Origin of the sequence: Mycobacterium sp. 360MFTsu5.1, from assembly GCF_000383495.1 — a bacterium.
GTDB lineage: Bacteria > Actinomycetota > Actinomycetes > Mycobacteriales > Mycobacteriaceae > Mycobacterium > Mycobacterium mucogenicum_B.
The window spans coordinates 440,814-459,652 of the sequence record NZ_KB911466.1; the positions used below are offsets into that span (position 1 = coordinate 440,814).

The 18,839-nt window shown below is 67.4% G+C and carries 17 protein-coding genes; 15 read left to right on the forward strand and 2 right to left on the reverse strand.

The window, feature by feature from the left end:
- Positions 1-99: 99 nt before the first annotated feature.
- From H289_RS0114445 to H289_RS0114500, 12 genes are all read left to right on the forward strand, one after another.
- Positions 100-795: a GntR family transcriptional regulator gene (locus H289_RS0114445; protein WP_020101507.1), complete on the forward strand. Its 696-nt coding sequence runs from the start codon at positions 100-102 to the stop codon at positions 793-795.
- A 184-nt stretch (positions 796-979) separates the two neighbouring features.
- Positions 980-1,609 carry a GntR family transcriptional regulator gene (locus H289_RS0114450; RefSeq protein WP_051128500.1) on the forward strand — a complete coding sequence of 210 codons (630 nt, stop codon included), beginning with the start codon at positions 980-982 and terminating at the stop codon, positions 1,607-1,609.
- Positions 1,610-1,660: 51 nt separating this feature from the next.
- A complete protein-coding gene (locus H289_RS0114455; protein WP_020101509.1) occupies positions 1,661-2,443 on the forward strand; it encodes an IclR family transcriptional regulator in 783 nt (260 codons plus the stop codon).
- A 310-nt stretch (positions 2,444-2,753) separates the two neighbouring features.
- The gene (locus H289_RS0114460) at positions 2,754-4,295 is read left to right on the forward strand and encodes a BCCT family transporter (protein ID WP_051128501.1); all 1,542 of its coding nucleotides are present in this window, start codon (positions 2,754-2,756) and stop codon (positions 4,293-4,295) included.
- A gap of 151 nt (positions 4,296-4,446) precedes the next feature.
- Positions 4,447-4,803, forward strand: coding sequence for a bifunctional 3-phenylpropionate/cinnamic acid dioxygenase ferredoxin subunit (locus H289_RS0114465; protein ID WP_029105239.1), 357 nt, complete (start codon positions 4,447-4,449; stop codon positions 4,801-4,803).
- Positions 4,803-6,002: an NAD(P)/FAD-dependent oxidoreductase gene (locus tag H289_RS0114470; protein WP_020101512.1), complete on the forward strand. Its 1,200-nt coding sequence runs from the start codon at positions 4,803-4,805 to the stop codon at positions 6,000-6,002. The genes H289_RS0114465 and H289_RS0114470 overlap by 1 nt, the downstream gene beginning before the upstream one ends.
- Positions 6,003-6,057: 55 nt before the next feature.
- Positions 6,058-7,185 (forward strand): aromatic ring-hydroxylating oxygenase subunit alpha, encoded by a 1,128-nt coding sequence (locus H289_RS0114475; RefSeq protein ID WP_020101513.1) that lies wholly within the window; start codon positions 6,058-6,060, stop codon positions 7,183-7,185.
- A gap of 168 nt (positions 7,186-7,353) precedes the next feature.
- Positions 7,354-8,841: an aldehyde dehydrogenase family protein gene (locus tag H289_RS0114480; protein WP_020101514.1), complete on the forward strand. Its 1,488-nt coding sequence runs from the start codon at positions 7,354-7,356 to the stop codon at positions 8,839-8,841.
- 12 nt (positions 8,842-8,853) lie between these two features.
- Positions 8,854-10,374 carry an APC family permease gene (locus tag H289_RS0114485; RefSeq protein WP_020101515.1) on the forward strand — a complete coding sequence of 507 codons (1,521 nt, stop codon included), beginning with the start codon at positions 8,854-8,856 and terminating at the stop codon, positions 10,372-10,374.
- Complete coding sequence (locus H289_RS0114490; protein WP_020101516.1) at positions 10,371-11,669, forward strand: haloacid dehalogenase-like hydrolase; 1,299 nt, start codon at positions 10,371-10,373, stop codon at positions 11,667-11,669. The genes H289_RS0114485 and H289_RS0114490 overlap by 4 nt, the downstream gene beginning before the upstream one ends.
- A gap of 44 nt (positions 11,670-11,713) precedes the next feature.
- Positions 11,714-13,300 carry a GMC family oxidoreductase gene (locus H289_RS0114495; RefSeq protein WP_020101517.1) on the forward strand — a complete coding sequence of 529 codons (1,587 nt, stop codon included), beginning with the start codon at positions 11,714-11,716 and terminating at the stop codon, positions 13,298-13,300.
- A gap of 19 nt (positions 13,301-13,319) precedes the next feature.
- Entirely contained in the window at positions 13,320-15,149 is a 1,830-nt protein-coding gene (locus H289_RS0114500) for a putative nucleotidyltransferase substrate binding domain-containing protein (RefSeq protein WP_020101518.1), read from the forward strand.
- Positions 15,150-15,160: 11 nt separating this feature from the next.
- Here the strand turns inward: H289_RS0114500 and H289_RS0114505 are convergent, their stop codons facing one another.
- Complete coding sequence (locus tag H289_RS0114505) at positions 15,161-15,736, reverse strand: 3'-5' exonuclease family protein (RefSeq protein ID WP_020101519.1); 576 nt, start codon at positions 15,734-15,736, stop codon at positions 15,161-15,163.
- Between the two features lie 111 nt (positions 15,737-15,847).
- On the opposite strand from H289_RS0114505, the gene H289_RS0114510 reads away from it, so the two are divergent.
- From H289_RS0114510 to H289_RS0114520, 3 genes are all read left to right on the forward strand, one after another.
- Positions 15,848-16,150, forward strand: a complete 303-nt coding sequence (locus H289_RS0114510) for a type VII secretion target (protein ID WP_020101520.1) — start codon at positions 15,848-15,850, stop codon at positions 16,148-16,150.
- Positions 16,150-17,595, forward strand: a complete 1,446-nt coding sequence (locus H289_RS33035; RefSeq protein ID WP_020101521.1) for a hypothetical protein — start codon at positions 16,150-16,152, stop codon at positions 17,593-17,595. Before H289_RS0114510 ends, H289_RS33035 begins: the two co-directional genes overlap by 1 nt.
- A 74-nt stretch (positions 17,596-17,669) precedes the next feature.
- The gene (locus H289_RS0114520; protein WP_029105241.1) at positions 17,670-17,927 is read left to right on the forward strand and encodes a DUF7218 family protein; all 258 of its coding nucleotides are present in this window, start codon (positions 17,670-17,672) and stop codon (positions 17,925-17,927) included.
- Here the strand turns inward: H289_RS0114520 and H289_RS0114525 are convergent.
- Positions 17,924-18,775, reverse strand: a complete 852-nt coding sequence (locus tag H289_RS0114525; protein WP_020101523.1) for a dienelactone hydrolase family protein — start codon at positions 18,773-18,775, stop codon at positions 17,924-17,926. The two genes, H289_RS0114520 and H289_RS0114525, sit on opposite strands and share 4 nt — an antisense overlap.
- Between the last annotated feature and the right edge of the window lie 64 nt (positions 18,776-18,839).

The following is an 18,839-nucleotide window of genomic DNA, read 5'->3' on the forward strand; positions in this document are numbered from 1 at the left end:
GCAGTGTGTGCTGGACTAATATATCAGCTGTCGGTTAGATTAAGATCAGCTCGTGGCCGCGTCAAGAGCTGGGCCGCAGACACTTTTGGAGGATTGGCGATGACCCTGACAGAGTTGTCGTTCGGCGATCTCGACAGCACTCAACCCGACACCAGGACGGCCACCACCGAGACCAACGCGGACCGCGCCTACGACATCGTGCGCGAACGCCTGGTGATGCTGGACATCCGGCCGGGGGAGCCCATCAACGACGACCACCTCGCGGCTGACCTCGGCTTCGGCCGCACTCCCGTGCGGGAGGCCCTCAAACGTCTCGAGCGTGACCGCCTCGTCGTCGCCTACCCGCGGCGGGGCACGTTCGCCACGGCCGTCGACATGACGGACCTGGCCGACATCTCGGAGATTCGCAAGCTGCTCGAACCGACGGCGGCCGCGCGCGCCGCGCGCGTCGCGACGCCCGAGACCCGTGCGCGGCTGACGGCGCTTGCGCGGGCGATCGCCGGGATCGAGGACACCGACGATCCCCGCGAGGTGCTGCGGCACGACGTCCATGTGCACCGCGAGATCTACCGGGCCTCGGGCAACCCACACCTGGAACAGATCCTCGTCAGTCTCGACGCGCATGCCACCCGGATCTGGTGCTTGTTCCTGGACCGGCTGCCGGGCGTCGCCGGCCACGTCCGTGAGCACATCGAGCTGCTGGAGGCCATCGTCGCGGGCGACGAGGCAACGGCTTCCGCCCTGACGCTGGCCCACGTCTGCAGCTTCGAGGCGGCCATTCGCGCGTTGCTGTGACGCCGCCGTCACGCCTTGCCGACGGGCCGCGATCGGGAGGGCCGGACGACCGCACGTTCTGATATATCATTGCCCTGACCAGATCAGATCAGTTGCCGGACGATGAAGTCGGTGACGTCGGGAAGGCGGGGCGGGCGTGAGCGTTGCCGGTGTGGAACAGCTCGATGACGTTGTCTCCGAGGAGATGTCGTTCGCCGACCGGGCGTACCTGGTGATCCGCGACAAGCTCATCATGCTGGACATCCGTCCCAACGAGGCCATCGTGGAGAACGAGCTGGCCGCGGAACTCGAGCTGGGCCGTACTCCCGTCCGCGAGGCCCTCAAGCGCCTGGAAGCGGATCGGCTGGTCGTCTCGTTCCCGCGCCGCGGCACTTTTGCCACGGGTGTCGATGTCGCCGACCTTCGGCACATCTCGCAGATTCGGGTGAATCTGGAGCCCGTCGCCGCGCGCACGGCCGCTGAGAACGCCTCGGCCGACGTGCGGGCCGGCCTGCTCGCGCTCGCCGACCAAACCGAAGCGCTCGATGTGCAGAGCATCCACCGCGACGAGCTCATGCGGTGGGACCTGCGCGCACACCGCGCGATCTACCGGGCTGCCGGCAACCCCCATCTCGAGGACGTGCTGGTCCGCTACGACAATCTCGCGACCCGGATCTTCTGCCTGTTCCTCGATCGGTTGCCGACCGTGGCCCGCCACGTGGGTGAGCACGCCGAGCTGTTGCGGACCATCGCCGGCGGCGACGGCGACGCCGCCGCGCAGATCGCGCTCGACCACGTCACCGGATTCGAGAAGGCGATCCGCGCAATCGTCTGACGCGCCTGACGAACGCGACCACGCGCATCACGATGTGGTTATCGTTGCGTAATGAGCAACAACGGCGTTGATTCCGGCAACGGCGGCGTGCAGTCCGTCGACCGCGCGCTCGCGGTCTTGGATCTCCTCGCGCGCCGGGGCGAAGCCGGAGTCACCGAGCTGGCGTCGGACATCGGGGTGCACAAATCCACGGTCTCCCGGCTGCTGGCGGCGCTCGAGGACCGGGAACTCGTCGAGCAGGCTTTCGAGCGCGGCAAGTATCGCCTCGGCTTCGGCATCCTGCGGTTGGCCAACGCGGTGTCGGGCCGGCTCGACGTCACGCGGCAGGGCCGGGAGATCTGCGAGCGCCTGGCCGCCGAGGTCGGTGAGACCGTCAACATCGCCGTGCTGCGGGCGGAGTACGCGGTGAACGTGGACCAGGCGCGCGGGCCCTCGGCGGTCAGTACGCACAACTGGGTAGGGGAGCTCACCCCGTTGCACGCGACGTCGAGCGGAAAGGTATTGCTGGCCTTCATGGCTGCCGATGCCCGCCGGGACCTGTTGGAGGTCGCCGGCCTGCAGCGCTTCACCGAGCACACCATCACGTCGGTCGAGCGACTGGAAGCGCAGTTGCAGGACGTGCCCCGCAATGGATACGTGGTGACGTCGGAGGAGCTCGAGCACGGGCTCAACGCGGTTGCCGCGCCGATTCGCGATCACCTCGGTGCGGTGATCGCCGCGCTGAGCGTCTCCGGCCCGGCCTATCGGCTCACCGTGGAGCGGGTCCGGGAGATCGCGCCGACGGTGGTCGCTGCGGCCGACGACGTGAGCCGCCGCATGGGCTATCGGCGCTGACCGCTCGGGTCAGCCGCCTTCCCATTTCGGGAAATTTGTCGATTCGGTCTGCATATCAGATCACTGCGATCTAATATATCAACTGTTCGCCACCGGTGATTCCCGTGCCCGGTGGCGAACCTCAAGTCGACGGCCACGCAGCGCAGACGGTGCGGATGGCGTCGGCGGTGGCCCGGCCCAGGAGCGCGACATGACACCGCAAAACCAAGGATCGCTGGAAGCCGAGATCAAGGCGAAGCTGCAGGAGACCTTCCCTGGCCCCGGCATCCCGATCCCCGATGGTCTCGACGACGACGAGCTCGACGTGCCGATGTGCGCCCGCCGCGCGGTCACCGACAAGGTCGTGTTCGGGACCAGCGCCGCGCTCGTCGTCGCGATCCTGGTCTGGGGCCTGGGCTGGCCGGCGTCGTTCCAGTCCCGGATGTCGGTGATCCTGAACTGGGTCGTGACCAACCTCGGCTGGCTCTTCATCACCTCCGCGACGTGTTTCGTGCTCTTCGCGGTGTGGCTGGCGATGAGCCGGTACGGCCGGATACCGCTCGGGCAGGACGGCGAGAAACCCGAGTTCAACACCGTCAGCTGGATCGCCATGATGTTCAGCGCGGGCATGGGGATCGGCCTGATCTTCTGGGGCGTCACCGAACCGCTGACGCATTTCGTGAAACCGCCGCCGGGGCTGGCCGACTCCAAGGCCGGCACCGCATTGGCGACCGCGCTGTTCCACTGGGGCTTTCACCCCTGGTCGATGTACGCCGTCGTCGGATTGTCCATCGCGTACGGCAGCTATCGGCTAGGTCGCCGGCAGCTCATCAGTTCGTCGTTCATCTCGTTGCTCGGCCGGGGGCGGGTCGAGGGGCCCATCGGCAAGCTCATCGACATCCTCGCGATCTTCGCGACGATGTTCGGCACCGCGGCGTCACTGGGCCTGGGCGCGCTGCAGATCGGGTCCGGCATCGAGGTGATCGGCTGGGTCGAGAAAGCCGGGACCCTGCTGTTGGTCGCTGTCGTCGCGATCCTCACGCTGGCGTTCGTCGCCTCGGCGGTGTCCGGCGTTTCGCGCGGTATCCAATGGCTGTCGAACATCAACATGGTGCTCGCGCTCGTGTTGGCGGTCTTCGTCTTCGTGCTCGGGCCGACGGTGCTGATCCTGAACCTGTTGCCGACGACGCTCGGTGACTACGCCGCCAACCTGGCCTCCATGTCGGCGCGATCGGCCGCGGCGGGTCCCGACACCGAGAAGTGGTTGTCGTCGTGGACCATCTTCTACTGGGCGTGGTGGATCTCCTGGACCCCCTTCGTCGGCATGTTCCTGGCCCGGATCAGTCGCGGCCGCACCATCAAGCAGTTCGTCGTCGGCGTCATCCTGGTGCCCACGACGGTGAGCCTCATCTGGTTCGTCATCTTCGGCGGCGCCGGCATCGGTCAGCAGCGCGACGGCATCGACATCTTCGGGAAGGGCGAACCGGAGTCGACGTTGTTCGGCATGCTCGACCATCTGCCGTGGGCCGGCATCTCGTCGCTGTTGGTCATGGCGCTCGTGGCGATCTTCTTCGTCTCGGGTGCGGATGCCGCGTCGATGGTGATGGGCACGCTGTCACAGGGTGGGTCGCTCTTCCCGTCTCGGTGGGCGGTCGCGTTCTGGGGGCTCAGTACGGGTGCTGTCGCCGTACTGATGCTCTGGGCCGGCGGCAACGATGCGCTCAACGGGCTGCAGACGATGACGATCATCGTCGCCGCGCCGTTCGTCGTCGTGATGATCGGCATGTGTGTGTCGCTGTATCTCGACGTGACGCGGGACCCCATGGTTGCGCATCTGCGCAACAAGGCGCCGGCTCGGCGCAAATCTGATTGACCTGGGCTTTCAGGCCGATCGCGGCAGTTGTTCCAGCTGTGTAAACGGTGCGTTCGTGCCCTTGACACGGGCCTGTGACTGCGGCCACACTGTTGCATAATTCGAATCACGTTGCGTAATACGCGTCAAACTCTCCGAGAGGGCACACCCGATGCTTGAGATTTGTCCGCTCTCCGAACTCCCGCCCGGCGAGGCCCGGCGAGTGGAGACCGACCCGCCCATCGCGGTCTTCCACACCGAGAACGGCGAGGTGTTCGCCATCGACGACACCTGTTCGCACCAGGACGCGTCCCTGGCCGACGGCTGGCTGGAGGGGTGCGATGTCGAGTGCCCGCTGCACGCCTCGCGGTTCAACCTCCGCACCGGCGCGGTCGACGCGCCGCCGGCCAAGCTGCCGGTGCGCACGCACACGGTCGTGATATCCGACGGCGTCATCCACGTCGAACTGAGCACCGAGAAACCCAACCTGCCGCCCGACATCCGGGCTCGACTGGGCGCGGGTCAGTAATGAAGCACGTCGCGATCGTGGGAGCGTCGCTCGCGGGCCTGTCCGCGGCCCGGGCGCTGCGAGCACAGGGCTTCGACGGGCGGCTGACGGTCATCGGCGACGAGGCGCAGCGGCCCTACGACCGCCCGCCGCTGTCGAAGGAGTTCCTCTGCGGCACCGTCTCCGAAGCCGATCTCGCGCTGGAATCCGACGACGACGATCTGCAGGCGGACTGGCGACTGGGCGTCGCCGCGGCCAAGCTCGACAGCCGTAGTGGCGCAATCGAACTCGCGGACGGGACGCGCATCGACGCCGACGGAGTGGTGATCGCGACCGGCTCCCGCGCCCGCCGCTGGCCCGGCTGCGAGGGCATGGCCGGCGTGCACGTCATCCGCACCATCGACGACGCCGTAGCGCTGCGTGCCGAACTGGTGCCGGGCGCTCGGCTGGTCGTCATCGGCGCCGGGTTCATCGGGGCCGAAGTCGCGTCGACGGCCCGCAAGCTGGGCCTGGACGTCACTGTCGTCGAAGCCGCCCCGACGCCGCTGCAGATGCAGCTCGGCGGGTGGCTCGGCGGTGTGGTCGCCGGCGCCCATGCCGCCAACGGAACGAGGCTCATCTGCGGGGTGGGCGTGGTCGGTCTCGTCGGGCAGGAGCGCGCACTGCGCACGCCGGGCGGCGTGCGGCGGGTGGCCGGTGTCGACCTCACCGACGGCCGCCATCTGCCGGCCGACGTCGTCGTGGTGGGTATCGGCGGCGTGCCCAACATCGACTGGTTGCAGGGCAGTGGACTGGCGCTCGGCAACGGCGTGCTGTGCGGCACCCATGGGCAGACGGCCCTCCCGAACGTCGTCGCCGTCGGGGACTGCGCGGCATGGCTCGACGCCGCCACCGACACCCACCACCGGGTCGAACACTGGACCGGCGCATTGGAGCGCCCCGCCATGGCGGTCGCCGCACTGCTGGCGGGCGGTCTGCGGCAGGAGTCGACGGTGAAGCCGCCGTATTTCTGGTCCGACCAATACGGCTCCCGCATTCAGTTCGCCGGCGTCGCCCGTCCCGATGACGAGATCACCATCGAGGAGGGCAGCTGCGAGGAGCGTTGCCTGCTGGCCACCTATCGGCGCGACGGCCGTCTGGTGGCGGTCCTCGGTATCGACCAGCCCCGGCTCTTCACCCGGTGGCGCCGCCAGCTGGTCCCGACGCCCACCGCGGTCTAGGCCGAAGTTCTTGCACCCCAATAAAACTCACGACATGACATCGCAAAGGAGTTCGATGACCGCCACCGTGCCGAGCCTGCCGGAAAGCCTCATTTCCACTCTGGCAGGGCATTACTACACCGATCCGGAGGTCTTCGCCCTCGAGCAGGAGAAGATCTTCGAGACCATGTGGTTCTGCGTTGCGCGCGCCGCGGATCTGGACAAACCGGGGGCATTCAAGACCGTCCAGGTCGGTCGCGAAAGCGTTCTGGTGACCAGGTCACGCAAAGGTGACATCAACGCGTTCTTCAACCTGTGCCGGCACCGCGGCGCACGGCTGTGCACCGAGGACAGCGGCGAGGTCAAGCGTGCGTTCCAATGTCCTTATCACGCATGGACTTACGATCTCGACGGCAAGCTCGTCGCGGCGCCGAACCTGACCAAGATGCCCGATATCGACCGCGTCGAATACGGCCTGCGCAAGATTGCCGTCCGGGAGTGGCTCGGCTACGTCTGGGTATGCCTGGCCGACGAGCCGCCGTCGTTCGAGGACACCGTCATGCAGGACATCGTCGCCCGGCTCGGTGACGTCGAATCGATAGACCACTACACGGTGGCCGATCTGAGCCTCGGTCGCCGCATCGTCTACGACGTCAAGGCGAACTGGAAGCTCATCATCGAGAACTTCATGGAGTGCTACCACTGCGCCACCATCCACCCCGAACTGACCGAGGTGCTGCCGGAGTTCGCCGACGGCTACGCCGCCCAGTACTACGTCGGCCACGGCGCGGAGTTCGGCGAAGACGTCGCGGGCTTCACCATCGATGGCTCAGAGGGTTTCGAGCACATCCCCGGCGTCACCGCGGACCAGGACCGGCGTTACTACGCGATCACGGTACGTCCGCAGGTGTTCGTCAACCTGGTGCCCGACCACGTCATCATCCATCGGATGTTCCCGATGGCGGCCGACCACACCATTGTCGAATGCGACTGGCTGTACCTGCCCGGCGTGGTCGAATCCGGGCGCGACGTGAGCAAGTCGGTGGAGCTGTTCCACCGGGTCAACCAGCAGGACTTCGACGCGTGCGAGCGCTGCCAGCCCGCCATGAGTTCCCGCGTCTACCGCGACGGCGGGGTGTTGGTGCCCAGCGAACACCACCTCGGCGACTTCCATGACTGGTTACGCAACAAGCTCGCCGACTGATGTGGGCATTCGGCTCCCGGCAACCGGCCGGGCGTCGAATACTCGCGGAGTCGGCGCGGTGTCCCGGTCCGCCGGGCCGGCTGGAGAGGCGGCCTTGGTGGATCGGGACACCACCACAACTGGTGATGCAGTTCGGGACGTTTGGTGATGGTTAGTCGAGGAGGCAACGTGGACGGTGTACCTGATCTGCTGATCGGATCGCAGTGGCGGCATGCCGCCGACGGCGGTGTCCGGGAGATCATCAATCCCGCAACGGGCAAGGTTTTCGCCACGGTGGACGAGGCCACGCACGACGACGCGCTGGCGGCTGTCGCCGCGGCCCGCGCCGCCTTCGACGCCGGTGACTGGCCGGCCACACCGGTCGCCGAGCGGGCCGCGCTGCTCGAGCGCATCGCCGACCTGCTGGCCCGCGACAAGGAGTCGCTGGCGGCACTGGAGACCGCCGACACCGGAAAAACCTTGGCGGAGAGCCGGATCGACATCGACGACGTGATCTCGGTTTTCCGCTACTACGCGCGGCTGGTGGCGACGCAGTCGGACCGACTGGTCGACGTGGGTGCCCCGAACGTCATCAGCCGGGTGGTGCACGAGCCCATCGGGGTGTGCGTACTGATCGCCCCATGGAACTACCCGCTCCTGCAGATCTCCTGGAAGATCGCGCCGGCCCTGGCGGCCGGTTGCACCATGGTGGCCAAACCCAGTGAGGTGACACCGCTTTCGACCATCGCCTTCGTCCGGCTGGCCCAGGAGGCGGGAGTGCCGGCGGGCGTGCTCAACCTGATCCAGGGCAGTGGGGCCGCCGTGGGTGCGGCACTGACCGACAACCCCGACGTCGACCTCATCTCGTTCACCGGTGGGCTGAGCACCGGCCAGCACATCGCCAGGACCGCTGCTGAGCACGTGACCAAGGTGGCGCTGGAACTCGGCGGGAAGAACCCGCACATCGTGTTCGCCGACGCAGACTGGGAAAGCTCGGTGGACCAGGTCCTCACCGGCGTGTTCCTGCACTCGGGTCAGGTCTGTTCGTCAGGTACGCGGGTGATCGTCGAGGAGTCGATCGCCGACGATTTCGTCGCTCAGCTCGCCGAGCGCGCCGAGAAGATCCGGATGGGCGACGGTACCGACCCGCGTAGCGAGACCGGCCCGCTGGTGTCCAAGCAGCAGCTCGACAAGATCGAATCTTTTGTGGCCCTGGGTATTTCCGAGGGTGCGAAGCTCATCACCGGTGGTACCCGGCCCAGCGATCCGGCGCTGGCGGACGGCTACTTCTTCCTGCCGACGATCTTCGACCGTTGCGACCGCTCGATGCGGATCGTCACGGAGGAGACCTTCGGGCCGATCATGACAGTGGAGCGGTTCACAGACGAGGCCGAGGCGATCATGCTCGGCAACGACACGCAGTACGGTCTCGCGGCGGGAGTGCGAACTTCCGATCCAGCGCGGGGCGAACGTGTGGTGCGCGCATTGCGGCACGGCACGGTGTGGTTGAACGACTTCGGCTACTACACCGCGGCAGCGGAGTGGGGCGGTTTCGGGAAGTCGGGCAACGGCCGCGAGCTCGGTCCCTCGGGTCTCGCGGAATATCAAGAGCTCAAACATATCTGGCACAACACCGCGCCAACGCCGGCCGGCTGGTTTGACGCCACCGAAGGCTAGGGACACAACTTCATGACTCAGAACCTCACTGATACGGACAGCGGCGGACTCGAGGATTTCGGCTACAAGGAATCGCTGGACCGCAGCATCGGAAAATTCGCGAGCTTCGCGGCCGGGGTCAGCTATATCTCGATCCTGACCGGTACCTTCCAGCTGTTCTACGTCGGCTACGGCAACGGCGGGCCGGCGTATCTCTGGTCCTGGCCGATGGTATTCATCGGGCAGATGGCGGTGGCGCTGTGTTTCATGGAACTCGCCGCCAAGTATCCGGTCGCGGGTTCCGTCTACAACTGGTCGAAGAAGCTGGGCAGCCGCATCGTCGGCTGGAGTTCGGGGTGGCTGATGCTCACGGCCTCCATCGTCACGCTGTCGGCGGTGGTGTTGGCCCTACAGCTGAACCTGCCACGGCTCTGGAAGGGTTTCCAGGTGATCGGTGACGGCACCGGTCAGTACGATTTCGCCGCCAACGCCATCCTGCTCGGCACCGTCCTCATCGTGTTCACCACCGTCGTCAATGCCTTCGGCGTGCGACTGATGGCGATGATCAACAGCGCCGGTGTCTTCATCGAACTCATTGCGGCCGTGCTCATTGCGGTCATCCTGCTGTTCAACATCAAGCGCGGGCCGAGTGTCTTCTTCGACACCCAGGGCCACGGCGCGGGACTGCCCGGCGGATATTTCGGTGCGTTCCTGGTGGCATCGGTGGCATCGCTGTACGTGATGTATGGCTTCGACACGGCAAGCTCGCTCGGCGAGGAAACGGTCGAACCGCGGCGCACCGCGCCCAAGGCCATCCTGCGCGCCATCCTGGCGTCGTTCGTCATCGGCGGCGCCATCCTGGCGGGCGCCATCATGGCCACGCCGGACCTCAAGGACCCGGCGCTGGGCAGCCCCGACGGCAGCCTGCAGTCCATCGTCGAGAAGGTGATGTGGGGCCCGTTGGGCACCATCTTCCTGATCTGCATCGTGGTCGCGGTGACGGTGTGCTCGCTGGCCGTGCACACCGCGGCGATCCGGTTGACGTTCGCGATGGCCCGCGACAACGCGCTGCCGTTCGGCGAGAAGCTCGCCAAGGTGCACCCCAAGACCCAGGCGCCCGTCGTGCCTGCCGTCGTGATCGGCATCATCGCGGCGCTGATCCTCGTGATCAACCTCGGACAGCCAAAGGTTTTCACGGTGCTGACCTCGATCGCGATCATCATGATCTACCTGGCCTACCTGATGGTCACCGGCCCGCTGCTCAAGAAGCGCCTGCGGGGGGAGTGGCCGCCGAAAGACCTCGCTGAGGGCGGCTACTTCACCATGGGCAAGTGGGGCCTGCCGGTCAACATCTTCGCGGTGCTGTGGGGCGTCGGGATGGCCATCAACCTGGCCTGGCCGCGCGTCGCCATCTACGGTGACCCGTGGTACAACACCTGGGGCGCGTTCGTCTACATCGGCGTCATCCTCGGGCTCGGCCTACTCTGGTATTTCGTCAAGGGCCGCAACCACATTGGCACGCTGGCCTCCCATGCGGCGGACAGCGAGAAATGATCCGGGCCGGCAGAACCTTGGCTGCGGCAGCCATCCTGCTCGGTGGCGTGGTCGCGGGGTGCGGCTCGGGTGACCGGCAGGCGGAATCCACACCCCCTTCGAAGGCGACTGCAGCGCAATCGAATTGCCGTCAGCTCGACGCATCGCTGAGCTGGCACGAAGGGGTGCGGGAGTTTCTGCAGAAGGCCATCGACGCCAACAGCACCTGCGCCGTACGCGACCGGGCGCGCAAGGTGGCGATCTTCGACTGGGACAACACCGTCGTCAAGAACGACATCGGGTACGGCACCAACTTCTACATGCTGGCCCATGACCTGATTCTGCAACCGCCGAACCAGGACTGGCACCAGACCAGTCGATACCTGACCGATGCCGCTGCCACCGCGCTACGGGTCGCCTGCGGCACCGACGTCCCGGCAGGCAAGCCGTTGCCGACGAGTACCAACACCAGATGCGCCGATGAGATTCTTTCGGTCCTCGAGGACGAAACCACCAGCGGTGAGCCCGCTTTCGCTGGCTTCGACGAACGGCGGATGACGGGTGCGTACGCCTGGGGCGCGGCACTGTCCGCCGGCTACAGCAACGATGAACTCGGCGGTTTCGCGCAGAAGATGAAGGAGCAGAACCTCAATGCGCCCGAGGGTGCCACCCAGAAGATCGGCACCAAGGATGTCGACGGCTACATCCGCGTCTATCCGCAGATCAAAGATCTGATCGGCACACTGCAGGCGAACGGCATCGACACGTGGGTGGTTTCGGCGTCACCGGAACCGATCGTGAAGGTCTGGGCACCAGAGGTGGGGATCGACGCCGCCCACGTCGTCGGCGTGCGCAGCGTGTACGACGCGGCAGGCAAGCAGACCGCGCATCTGGTGGGATGCGGTGGCGTGCCCGACGGCGACGATTCGGTGATCACCTACATCGACGGCAAGCGCTGCTGGGCCAACCAGGCCATCTTCGGCGTTTCCGGGCCGGCGGCCTTCGATCAGCTCCCGGCTGACCGGCGGCAGGTGCTCGCGGCAGGCGATTCGGTCACTGACGTGACGTTCGTGGGCGATGCCACCGCGGCGTCATTGGTCATCAACCGGAACAAGCCCGAACTGATGTGCCGGGCCTACAACGGATTGTTCAGCCGCGGGGGCACCTGGGCCGTCAACGCGATGTTCATCGCTCCGCTGCCCCAGCACGCGCCGTATCAGTGTGCGAGCGCCTACACCAACGCCGACGGATCCAAGGGGCCGGTGCTCGGTCCCGGCGGCGCACCCGTACCCGATCAGGTCGACAGCGTCTATTAGCCCGATTCGTCGTCTGCCATAACACTTTTCAAGGAGATTGCACAATGTCCGATCAGACCTACGACTATGTGATCGCCGGGGGCGGCACCGCCGGCTGTGTTCTCGCGGCGCGGCTGTCCGAGGACCCGAACGTCACCGTCTGTCTGGTGGAGGCCGGGCCGTCGGATGTGGGTGACCGCAACATCCTCGAGTTGTCGGAGTGGATGCACCTGCTGGATTCCGGCTACGACTGGGATTACCCGGTGGAGCCGCAGGAGAAGGGCAACAGCTTCATGCGGCACGCGCGGGCGAAGGTGCTCGGTGGGTGTTCGTCGCACAATTCCTGTATCGCGTTCTGGCCGCTCGCGCAGGGCCTGCGGGACTGGGTGGCCATGGGCGCGACCGGGTGGGGCCCGGAGGACGTGCTGCCGTTCACCGCCAAGGTCGAGAACAACACTGCCACCGGCACGTATCAGGGCGTGCCGCACGGTGATTCGGGCCCGGTGCGGCTGCGCGACGTGCCGCCGAACGATCCGTGCGGCCAGGCGGTGATCGACTCCGCGGCCAAGGTCGGTCTGGAGACCGTGCAGTTCAACCGCGGCGACTGGACCCTGAACGCGGCGGGCTGGCTGCAGATCAACGCCAATGAGGCCGGCGAGCGGATGTCCAGCTCGCACGCGTATCTGCACCCGATCCTCGAGTCGCGGCCCAATCTCACGGTGCTGACCAACTGCTGGGTGGCCGAGATTCTGTTCGACGACTCCGGCGACGAGCCGGTGGCCACGGGTGTGCGGTACCAGCGTCCGGACCTCACGGGCTACGACGTCGTCACCGCGACACGCGAGGTGGTCGTCACGGCCGGCGCCATCGACACCCCGAAACTGCTGATGCTGTCCGGAATCGGGCCGGCCGACCACCTGAACCAGGTCGGGGTGCCGGTGCGGGTCGACTCACCCGGCGTCGGCGAGAACCTCGACGACCACGTCGAGGGCCTGGTGTTCTGGGAAGCAGCGAAGCCGATGGTCACCGAGTCCACACAGTGGTGGGAGATCGGGCTGTTCGCGACCACCGAGGTCGCCGGTGACAATCCCGATCACTCCGACCTGATGATGCATTACGGCAGCGTCCCGTTCGACATGAACACGCTGCGGCACGGGTACCCCACCACCGACAACGGGTTCTGCCTGACTCCCAATGTGACGCAAGGCCGTTCGCGCGGGACCGTGCGGTTGGCATCCCGCGATTTCCGGGACCGGGCCAAGGTCGACCCGCGCTATTTCACCGACCCCGAGGGGCACGACGAAAAGGTGATGCTGGCCGGAATCAAGCTGGCGCGCAAGATCGCCGAGCAGGAGCCCCTGCAGGAGTGGATCGGTCGTGAGCTTGCGCCGGGGCCCGAGGTGCAGACCGACGAGGAGCTGCTCGCGTACATCTACAAGACGCACAACACGGTCTACCACCCGGCCGGTACCGCACGGATGGGTGCGGTCGACGATCCGATGGCGGTGCTCGACCCGCAGCTGCGCGTCAAAGGTGTGCGCAACCTGCGGGTGGTGGACGCCTCGGCGATGCCGAAGTTGCCGGTGATCAACCCCAACATCACGGTGATGACGATGGCCGAGAAATGCGCCGACCTCATTCGCAACGGCTGAAGTAGGGCACGATGGCGGGGTGACCTCTCCGGAGCTGGTGAACTTCCTCGGTTCGCATCCGCCATTTCAGACGGCCAGCGACACCGAACTGAATGACCTCGTCGCCGCCTCGTCGCTGGAGCACCATGGCGCCGGGACCGTGATCGCGGACTTCTCCCGCCATGTCCCCGATGACATCTGGATGGTCCTGGCCGGCTCGGTGAACCTGCAGGAGGTCGGTGACGGGCAGGTGTTCGACACCATCGAGCCCGGCGGAATCTTCGGCTACGTGCCGATGCTGACCGGCGGTGGTATCGAATTCCTGGCTCGCACAACGGAAGCCACCACCGTCGTCCGCCTGCCCGGTGAGCTGGTGCGGACGCAGTTCGCCAAACCGGCGGGGCTGCGTTTCCTGGCGTTGTCCGCCACGCCGGCGTCGCAGTCGCAGCTGGTGGCGGGCAGCGATTCGCGGCCGGTCGGCGATCTGGTGCACGGCAGCGTGCTGATCGTGGAGCCCGGGATCTCGGTACGCGAAGCCGTGGTGCAGATGAGCGAACAGCGGGTGTCCTATGCGCTGATCCGGCTGCGCGAAGGCGGTGTCGGGATCTTCACCGACCGTGACCTCCGGTCGCGCGTCGTCGCCGCGGGGCTACCGGTGGATGTCCCGATCGCCGAGGTCATGAGTCGGCCCGCCCAGACGGTGACCGCGGACCGCACCGCCGAGACGGTGCTGCTGGAAATGCTGGAGCGCGGCATGCGCCATATGCCGGTGCTGTCGCCCCGCGGTGAAGTGCTGGGCGTCCTCGAGGACGTCGACCTGCTGGCCGCGTCGGCCCGCCAGAGCTTCGTGTTGCGCCGGGCCATCGCGCAGGCGCCCGACGCTGCCGCGCTGCAGCGGCATGGCCGCGAGGTGACCCGGATCGCCGTCGAGCTGTTTCGCACCGGCACGAAAGCGTCGGCCGCGAGCAGCATTTCATCGATCGTGCTGGATGCTTTGGTACGCAAGGCATTGGAGCTCGCCCTGGCCGAAGCCGGCCCGGGCCCGACGCAGGACCAGTTCGCGTGGCTCACGCTGGGCAGTATCGCCCGCCGGGAGGCCATGCCGTCCTCCGATGTGGACAGCGCACTCAGCTGGGCCGACAGCTGCGATGCCGAATGCGCACAGTTGCGTGCCATCGCGGCCCGCACGCACGAGATCCTCGACGGTTGCGGTCTGCCGGCCGACAGCAACGGTGCCGTCGCGTCACATAAGGCGTTCGCGCGGTCGGCCTCCGACTGGGCGCAGGCCGCCGAGGGCTGGCTCGATGATCCCTTGCGCGGCAAGGGTTTGATCCTGTCCTCGCTGCTGATCGACGGTCGCGTCGTGTGGGGAAACCGGGCGCTGCACACCGTGCCCACGGTGTTCCACCGGATGCGTGACGAACATCCGAACGCGCTGCGCCTGCAACTGCTGGATGCGCTGTCCGGCAAGGTGCGCACGTGGTCGCTGCGGGACGTGCTGTCGCGGCGCGGCGGCACCTTCGACCTGAAGACGCATGCGGTGACGCCGATCGTCAACCTGGCCCGGTGGGGTGGCCTGACCGCCGACATGACGTCGGCGTCGACGCCGGCCCGGCTGGCAGCGGCGGCCAGTACCGGAGCCCTGACGGAACGCGATGCGCACACTCTCACAGAGGTTTTCGTCATGCTGCAACGAATGCGGTTGGCGCATCAGGTCGAACTGATCGCCGACGGCCGCACCCCGAACGACGTGATCACCGTCGGCGACCTGTCCCCGCTCAACCGGAGCCTGCTCGGTGACGGGCTGCGCGAGATCGCCGCGGTACAGCGGCGGGCACGGCAGTCGGGAACGCATCCGGGATTGCGCTGAGTTCGCTTGTCCTACTGGGTGAGTCGGGACATCAGGCGGGGGGACAGCTGGTCGTACCAGCGCATCGCCCAACGTGCGTCGCCGAGCGCGGTGTGCCGGAGGCCGGCGCCGGGCGGACGGACTCCGCACTGCCGGGACAGTTGTGTCGAGTCGCGTTCCGGGGTGCGCCCGTAGTCGAGAACGTATCGGGCGGCCAGGGAGATGACGTCGACGAGTTTGGGGCTCCAGCCCGGTGTCAGCTGATGACGCGCCAGCATGGCGCACAGACACTGGGTATCGAAGCTGGGAACGACGCCGACGATGGTGGCGTCCATGGTCCACTCGCGGACGATTTCCGCGGCTTCCTGTTCGCGGTGCACCGACGGGAGGTGAATGGGCCCGTACACCACCTGGGGATGGCGACTGGAGAACCGGCTGATCCGCAGGCCCGCGGGCTCGGCGGCGTCGAGATCGAGGTCGGCCAGATCGATGTACAGCACGATGCGGGATTCACCGGCGTCGTCGCGCCGCAGCATCGCGATTTCCCAGGGTTGCCGGTCGGCGTGTAGGCCGGTGGTCTCCGTATCGAGGAAGACCAGCGGTTGCATCGTTGCAGGCTAGTGCCGACAGCCGTCCGCGAAGGACGTTTTGGCGGATGGCCACAGGATATTTTCAGCTTCGATGGAACCGAACGGCCGCGCCGCGCGTCATAGCAAGGCATGGGAGAACGTGACGTCGCTCGGATAGACCTCGCCGCGGTGCGGGACATCGCGCAGCGGTGCGAATCGGTCGCCGACATGCTCGGCACCGCGGTCGCGCCGCTGTTGCGGTGGTACTTCGACGGGTTCTGCGGCGGGCGTGATCATGCCGCGAGCGCGGCCGCCTTGCGAGCCGCGCTGGACCAATCGGCCGGACAGCTTCGCGCGTGGGCGTCCGCGTCGACGGAAGCCGCAGCGACGCTGCGGGTTTCGTCAGGGCGCTACGTGGACGCTGACACCGACCTCGCCGGCCGGTTGGCCTGATGATGGCGGCCGCGTTCGATGTCGCCGGGCGTCTCTCCGACGGCGACCACGCGCTGACGGTCCTCGACGAGTACGTCGCGGCATGCCAGGTGCTGGGCCTGCCGTCTCCGGGGCCGTTGGCCGAGTTGTATCGCGCCGAGAGCGGGCTCAACCTCGACGCGCTGTCCGCGGACGCCCGCTCACTCGATGCCGCCGTGGTGGTCGCGCAGGACGCACTGCGGTTGCAGGGCAACGGATATCGGGAGCTGACGGCCCAGTGGTCGGGCACCGGCGGGGACGCCGCCGCAGAGTTTCTGCGGTCGCTGACGGTCGCGGCCGAGGATGTGGTCGCGCATCTGCAGCGCAGCGCGCGGGCGCTGACGACGCTGCGGGACGAGTTGTGGCGCGCCGTCGACGCCAAGGTCGACGCGGTGTGGCGGGCCGATGCACAGGCTGCCGGACACCGCGACCAGTGGAGCGCGGCAGCCCGCGCGGTCCTCGCCGGGGCCGGCGACCTGTCGGCCGCCAGCGAGATCGTCGACCAGCAGATCAAGCCCTTCGTCCTTCGCGCGGTGGCGGGGGACCTGTTGCCCGCACTGCAGGATGCCTCCGATGCCGTTGCGGCGGCCTACGATTCGGCCATCGCCGCAGTCACCCCGGCGGGAGTATCGTTCGCGGTGCCCGTCGTGCTGACGCCCGACTGGGCGCCTCAGGGGCCGCCTCCCGTGCCAGCGTTGCCGGCCGCACCGGCGTATCAGGCCGCGGCGGCTGCGCCCTTCGCAACGTTGGGCACCGCGGCGGGGTGGGCGCCGTCGGCTCCGTCCGCTCCTGCGGCTCCGCCGGTGCCGGCCGAACCCGTTGCAGCGCCGTCGGCCCCGCCCGTTCCTGCCGAATCGGCCCCGGCACCGTCGACCGGTGCGCCCGGAGTTCCCGAACCGGCGCTCGGCGCTGCTGCGGCAACCCCGGCGGCCGGCTCGTCCGGGGATTTCGGATTGGGTTCGGGCGTGGGCGGTTTGGGTCGGCAGCTGACCGATGCCATCGGGGGAGTGCTCGGTTCCATGGCCGGTCTGGCGCCCGGAGCGTCGGGACTGGCCGGGCTCGACGACGTCAGCGACGGGCTCGCCGACGACCTCGGGTTGGTCGACAAGGACGACGACGCGACCTCCGATGCGGACGAAGACGACGACCAAGCTGACGACAATGACGACGACGAGGACGCCGACGAGGACGCCGAGACCGAGGGCGGAAGCACCGGCGAGATGGCCGCGGACGTGGGCGAACCGGCAGCCGCGCAACCTCCCGTCGACCCGCAGCAGGTGACAGCGGCACCCACTCCGCCTCCGGCACCCACCCCGCCACCAGCACCGGTCTCGCTGCCCGTGGAACCTGTTGCCGGACAGGAGAACCCGACAGCCAAGACGCCGTGTGAGATCGCGGCTGATGAGTTGCCGCAAGTGGGCGAGTGAATCTGTTGCGGCGTTTCAATCGCGTGCGGTCAGGGCATTCTGCCTGTGCGATTCACAGCGAAGGAGCCATGGCCGTGCCCAATTCCTCGATCAAGAACGAGAAGATGTACGAAGAGCTGCGCAAGCAGGGTGACTCGAAAGAAAAGGCAGCGCGAATCTCGAATGCTGCGGCTGCCCGCGGCGGTTCTTCCGTCGGCCGCAAGGGCGGGAAGTCCGGGTCCTACGACGACTGGACGGTGCAGGACCTGAAGAAGCGCGCCAAAGAGCTGGGTCTGACGGGTTACTCGGCACTGAAGAAGGACGACCTGATCAGCGCGCTGCGCAACCACTAGCCCTTCAGCAGCGCGGCGACCTTGTCTTCCAGCGCCGGGCTCTCGCCGTCGGGATCGGCGGCGACGGTCTTCGGCAGCACCACGTCAGCGTCGGCGAAATCCTTGTAGGCCTTGTCGCCGGTCAGCTGGAACAGCAGGTAACCGGTCAGCAGGGCGCGCACCGTCTTCTGGGTGCGGCGATCCGCGCCGGGCATCCCGACGAGTTTGGACAGCCGGAAGCCTTCGGCCAGTCCGCCGGGGACGGCCTTGGCGACGGTCCGCACCGTCGCCGTCCGCCACGCGGCGGCCAGCTCGGTGGCGTTGGACTGGATGGTCAGGTCAGCGCCTGGCGCGTTGAGGATCAGGCCGGGAACCCGCAGGCCGGCTGCGGGCTGGTCGGCGTCGGGCTTGCTCGCGGTCGGGAACACCGCGGCCACCGCCTTCAGCGGGTTGGCCGACGAGCCCAGGCCTGCGGCGGTGAAGATCGCGGCCGATGCTCCGAAACCGTGCCCGACCAGGCCCAGCTTGGTCGGGTGCACGCTGATCTTGCCGGGGCCGAGCCGGACTCCGGTGATGATGTCGAGGGTGGTGCCCAGGTCGTACGCCAGGTTCAGCACCGACGGCGCGATGCCGGTCTCGGTGTCGGGCGCGGCCGCGACGATGCCCCAGGACGCCAGATGCTCGAGCGTGCCGTTGTAACGTCCGACACCCTGCAACCAGTCGTGGCCGAATGCCACGCCGGGCAGATTCAGCCCCGACTCGGGGGTGTAGACGGTGCCCGGCAGGCCGGCAAAACCCAGGTCACCGCGCAGAACGCGGTGCGGGCCGCGGCGCGTCAGGGCGCCGAACAGCTTCTTCGTCTTGGCCACGCGATGACGTTAGCGCAGTGGCCATGGTTTGCGCGTCACGCATGCACGGTCCGGCACCCGGGCG

Coding starts and splice junctions, on each gene's coding strand:
- H289_RS0114445 (WP_020101507.1), top strand. CDS start 100: ATGACCCTGACAGAGTTGTCGTTCGGCGATCTCGACAGCACTCAACCC.
- H289_RS0114450 (WP_051128500.1), top strand. CDS start 980: ATGTCGTTCGCCGACCGGGCGTACCTGGTGATCCGCGACAAGCTCATC.
- H289_RS0114455 (WP_020101509.1), top strand. CDS start 1,661: ATGAGCAACAACGGCGTTGATTCCGGCAACGGCGGCGTGCAGTCCGTC.
- H289_RS0114460 (WP_051128501.1), top strand. CDS start 2,754: ATGTGCGCCCGCCGCGCGGTCACCGACAAGGTCGTGTTCGGGACCAGC.
- H289_RS0114465 (WP_029105239.1), top strand. CDS start 4,447: ATGCTTGAGATTTGTCCGCTCTCCGAACTCCCGCCCGGCGAGGCCCGG.
- H289_RS0114470 (WP_020101512.1), top strand. CDS start 4,803: ATGAAGCACGTCGCGATCGTGGGAGCGTCGCTCGCGGGCCTGTCCGCG.
- H289_RS0114475 (WP_020101513.1), top strand. CDS start 6,058: ATGACCGCCACCGTGCCGAGCCTGCCGGAAAGCCTCATTTCCACTCTG.
- H289_RS0114485 (WP_020101515.1), top strand. CDS start 8,854: ATGACTCAGAACCTCACTGATACGGACAGCGGCGGACTCGAGGATTTC.
- H289_RS0114490 (WP_020101516.1), top strand. CDS start 10,371: ATGATCCGGGCCGGCAGAACCTTGGCTGCGGCAGCCATCCTGCTCGGT.
- H289_RS0114495 (WP_020101517.1), top strand. CDS start 11,714: ATGTCCGATCAGACCTACGACTATGTGATCGCCGGGGGCGGCACCGCC.
- H289_RS0114505 (WP_020101519.1), bottom strand. CDS start 15,736: ATGCAACCGCTGGTCTTCCTCGATACGGAGACCACCGGCCTACACGCC.
- H289_RS0114510 (WP_020101520.1), top strand. CDS start 15,848: ATGGGAGAACGTGACGTCGCTCGGATAGACCTCGCCGCGGTGCGGGAC.
- H289_RS33035 (WP_020101521.1), top strand. CDS start 16,150: ATGATGGCGGCCGCGTTCGATGTCGCCGGGCGTCTCTCCGACGGCGAC.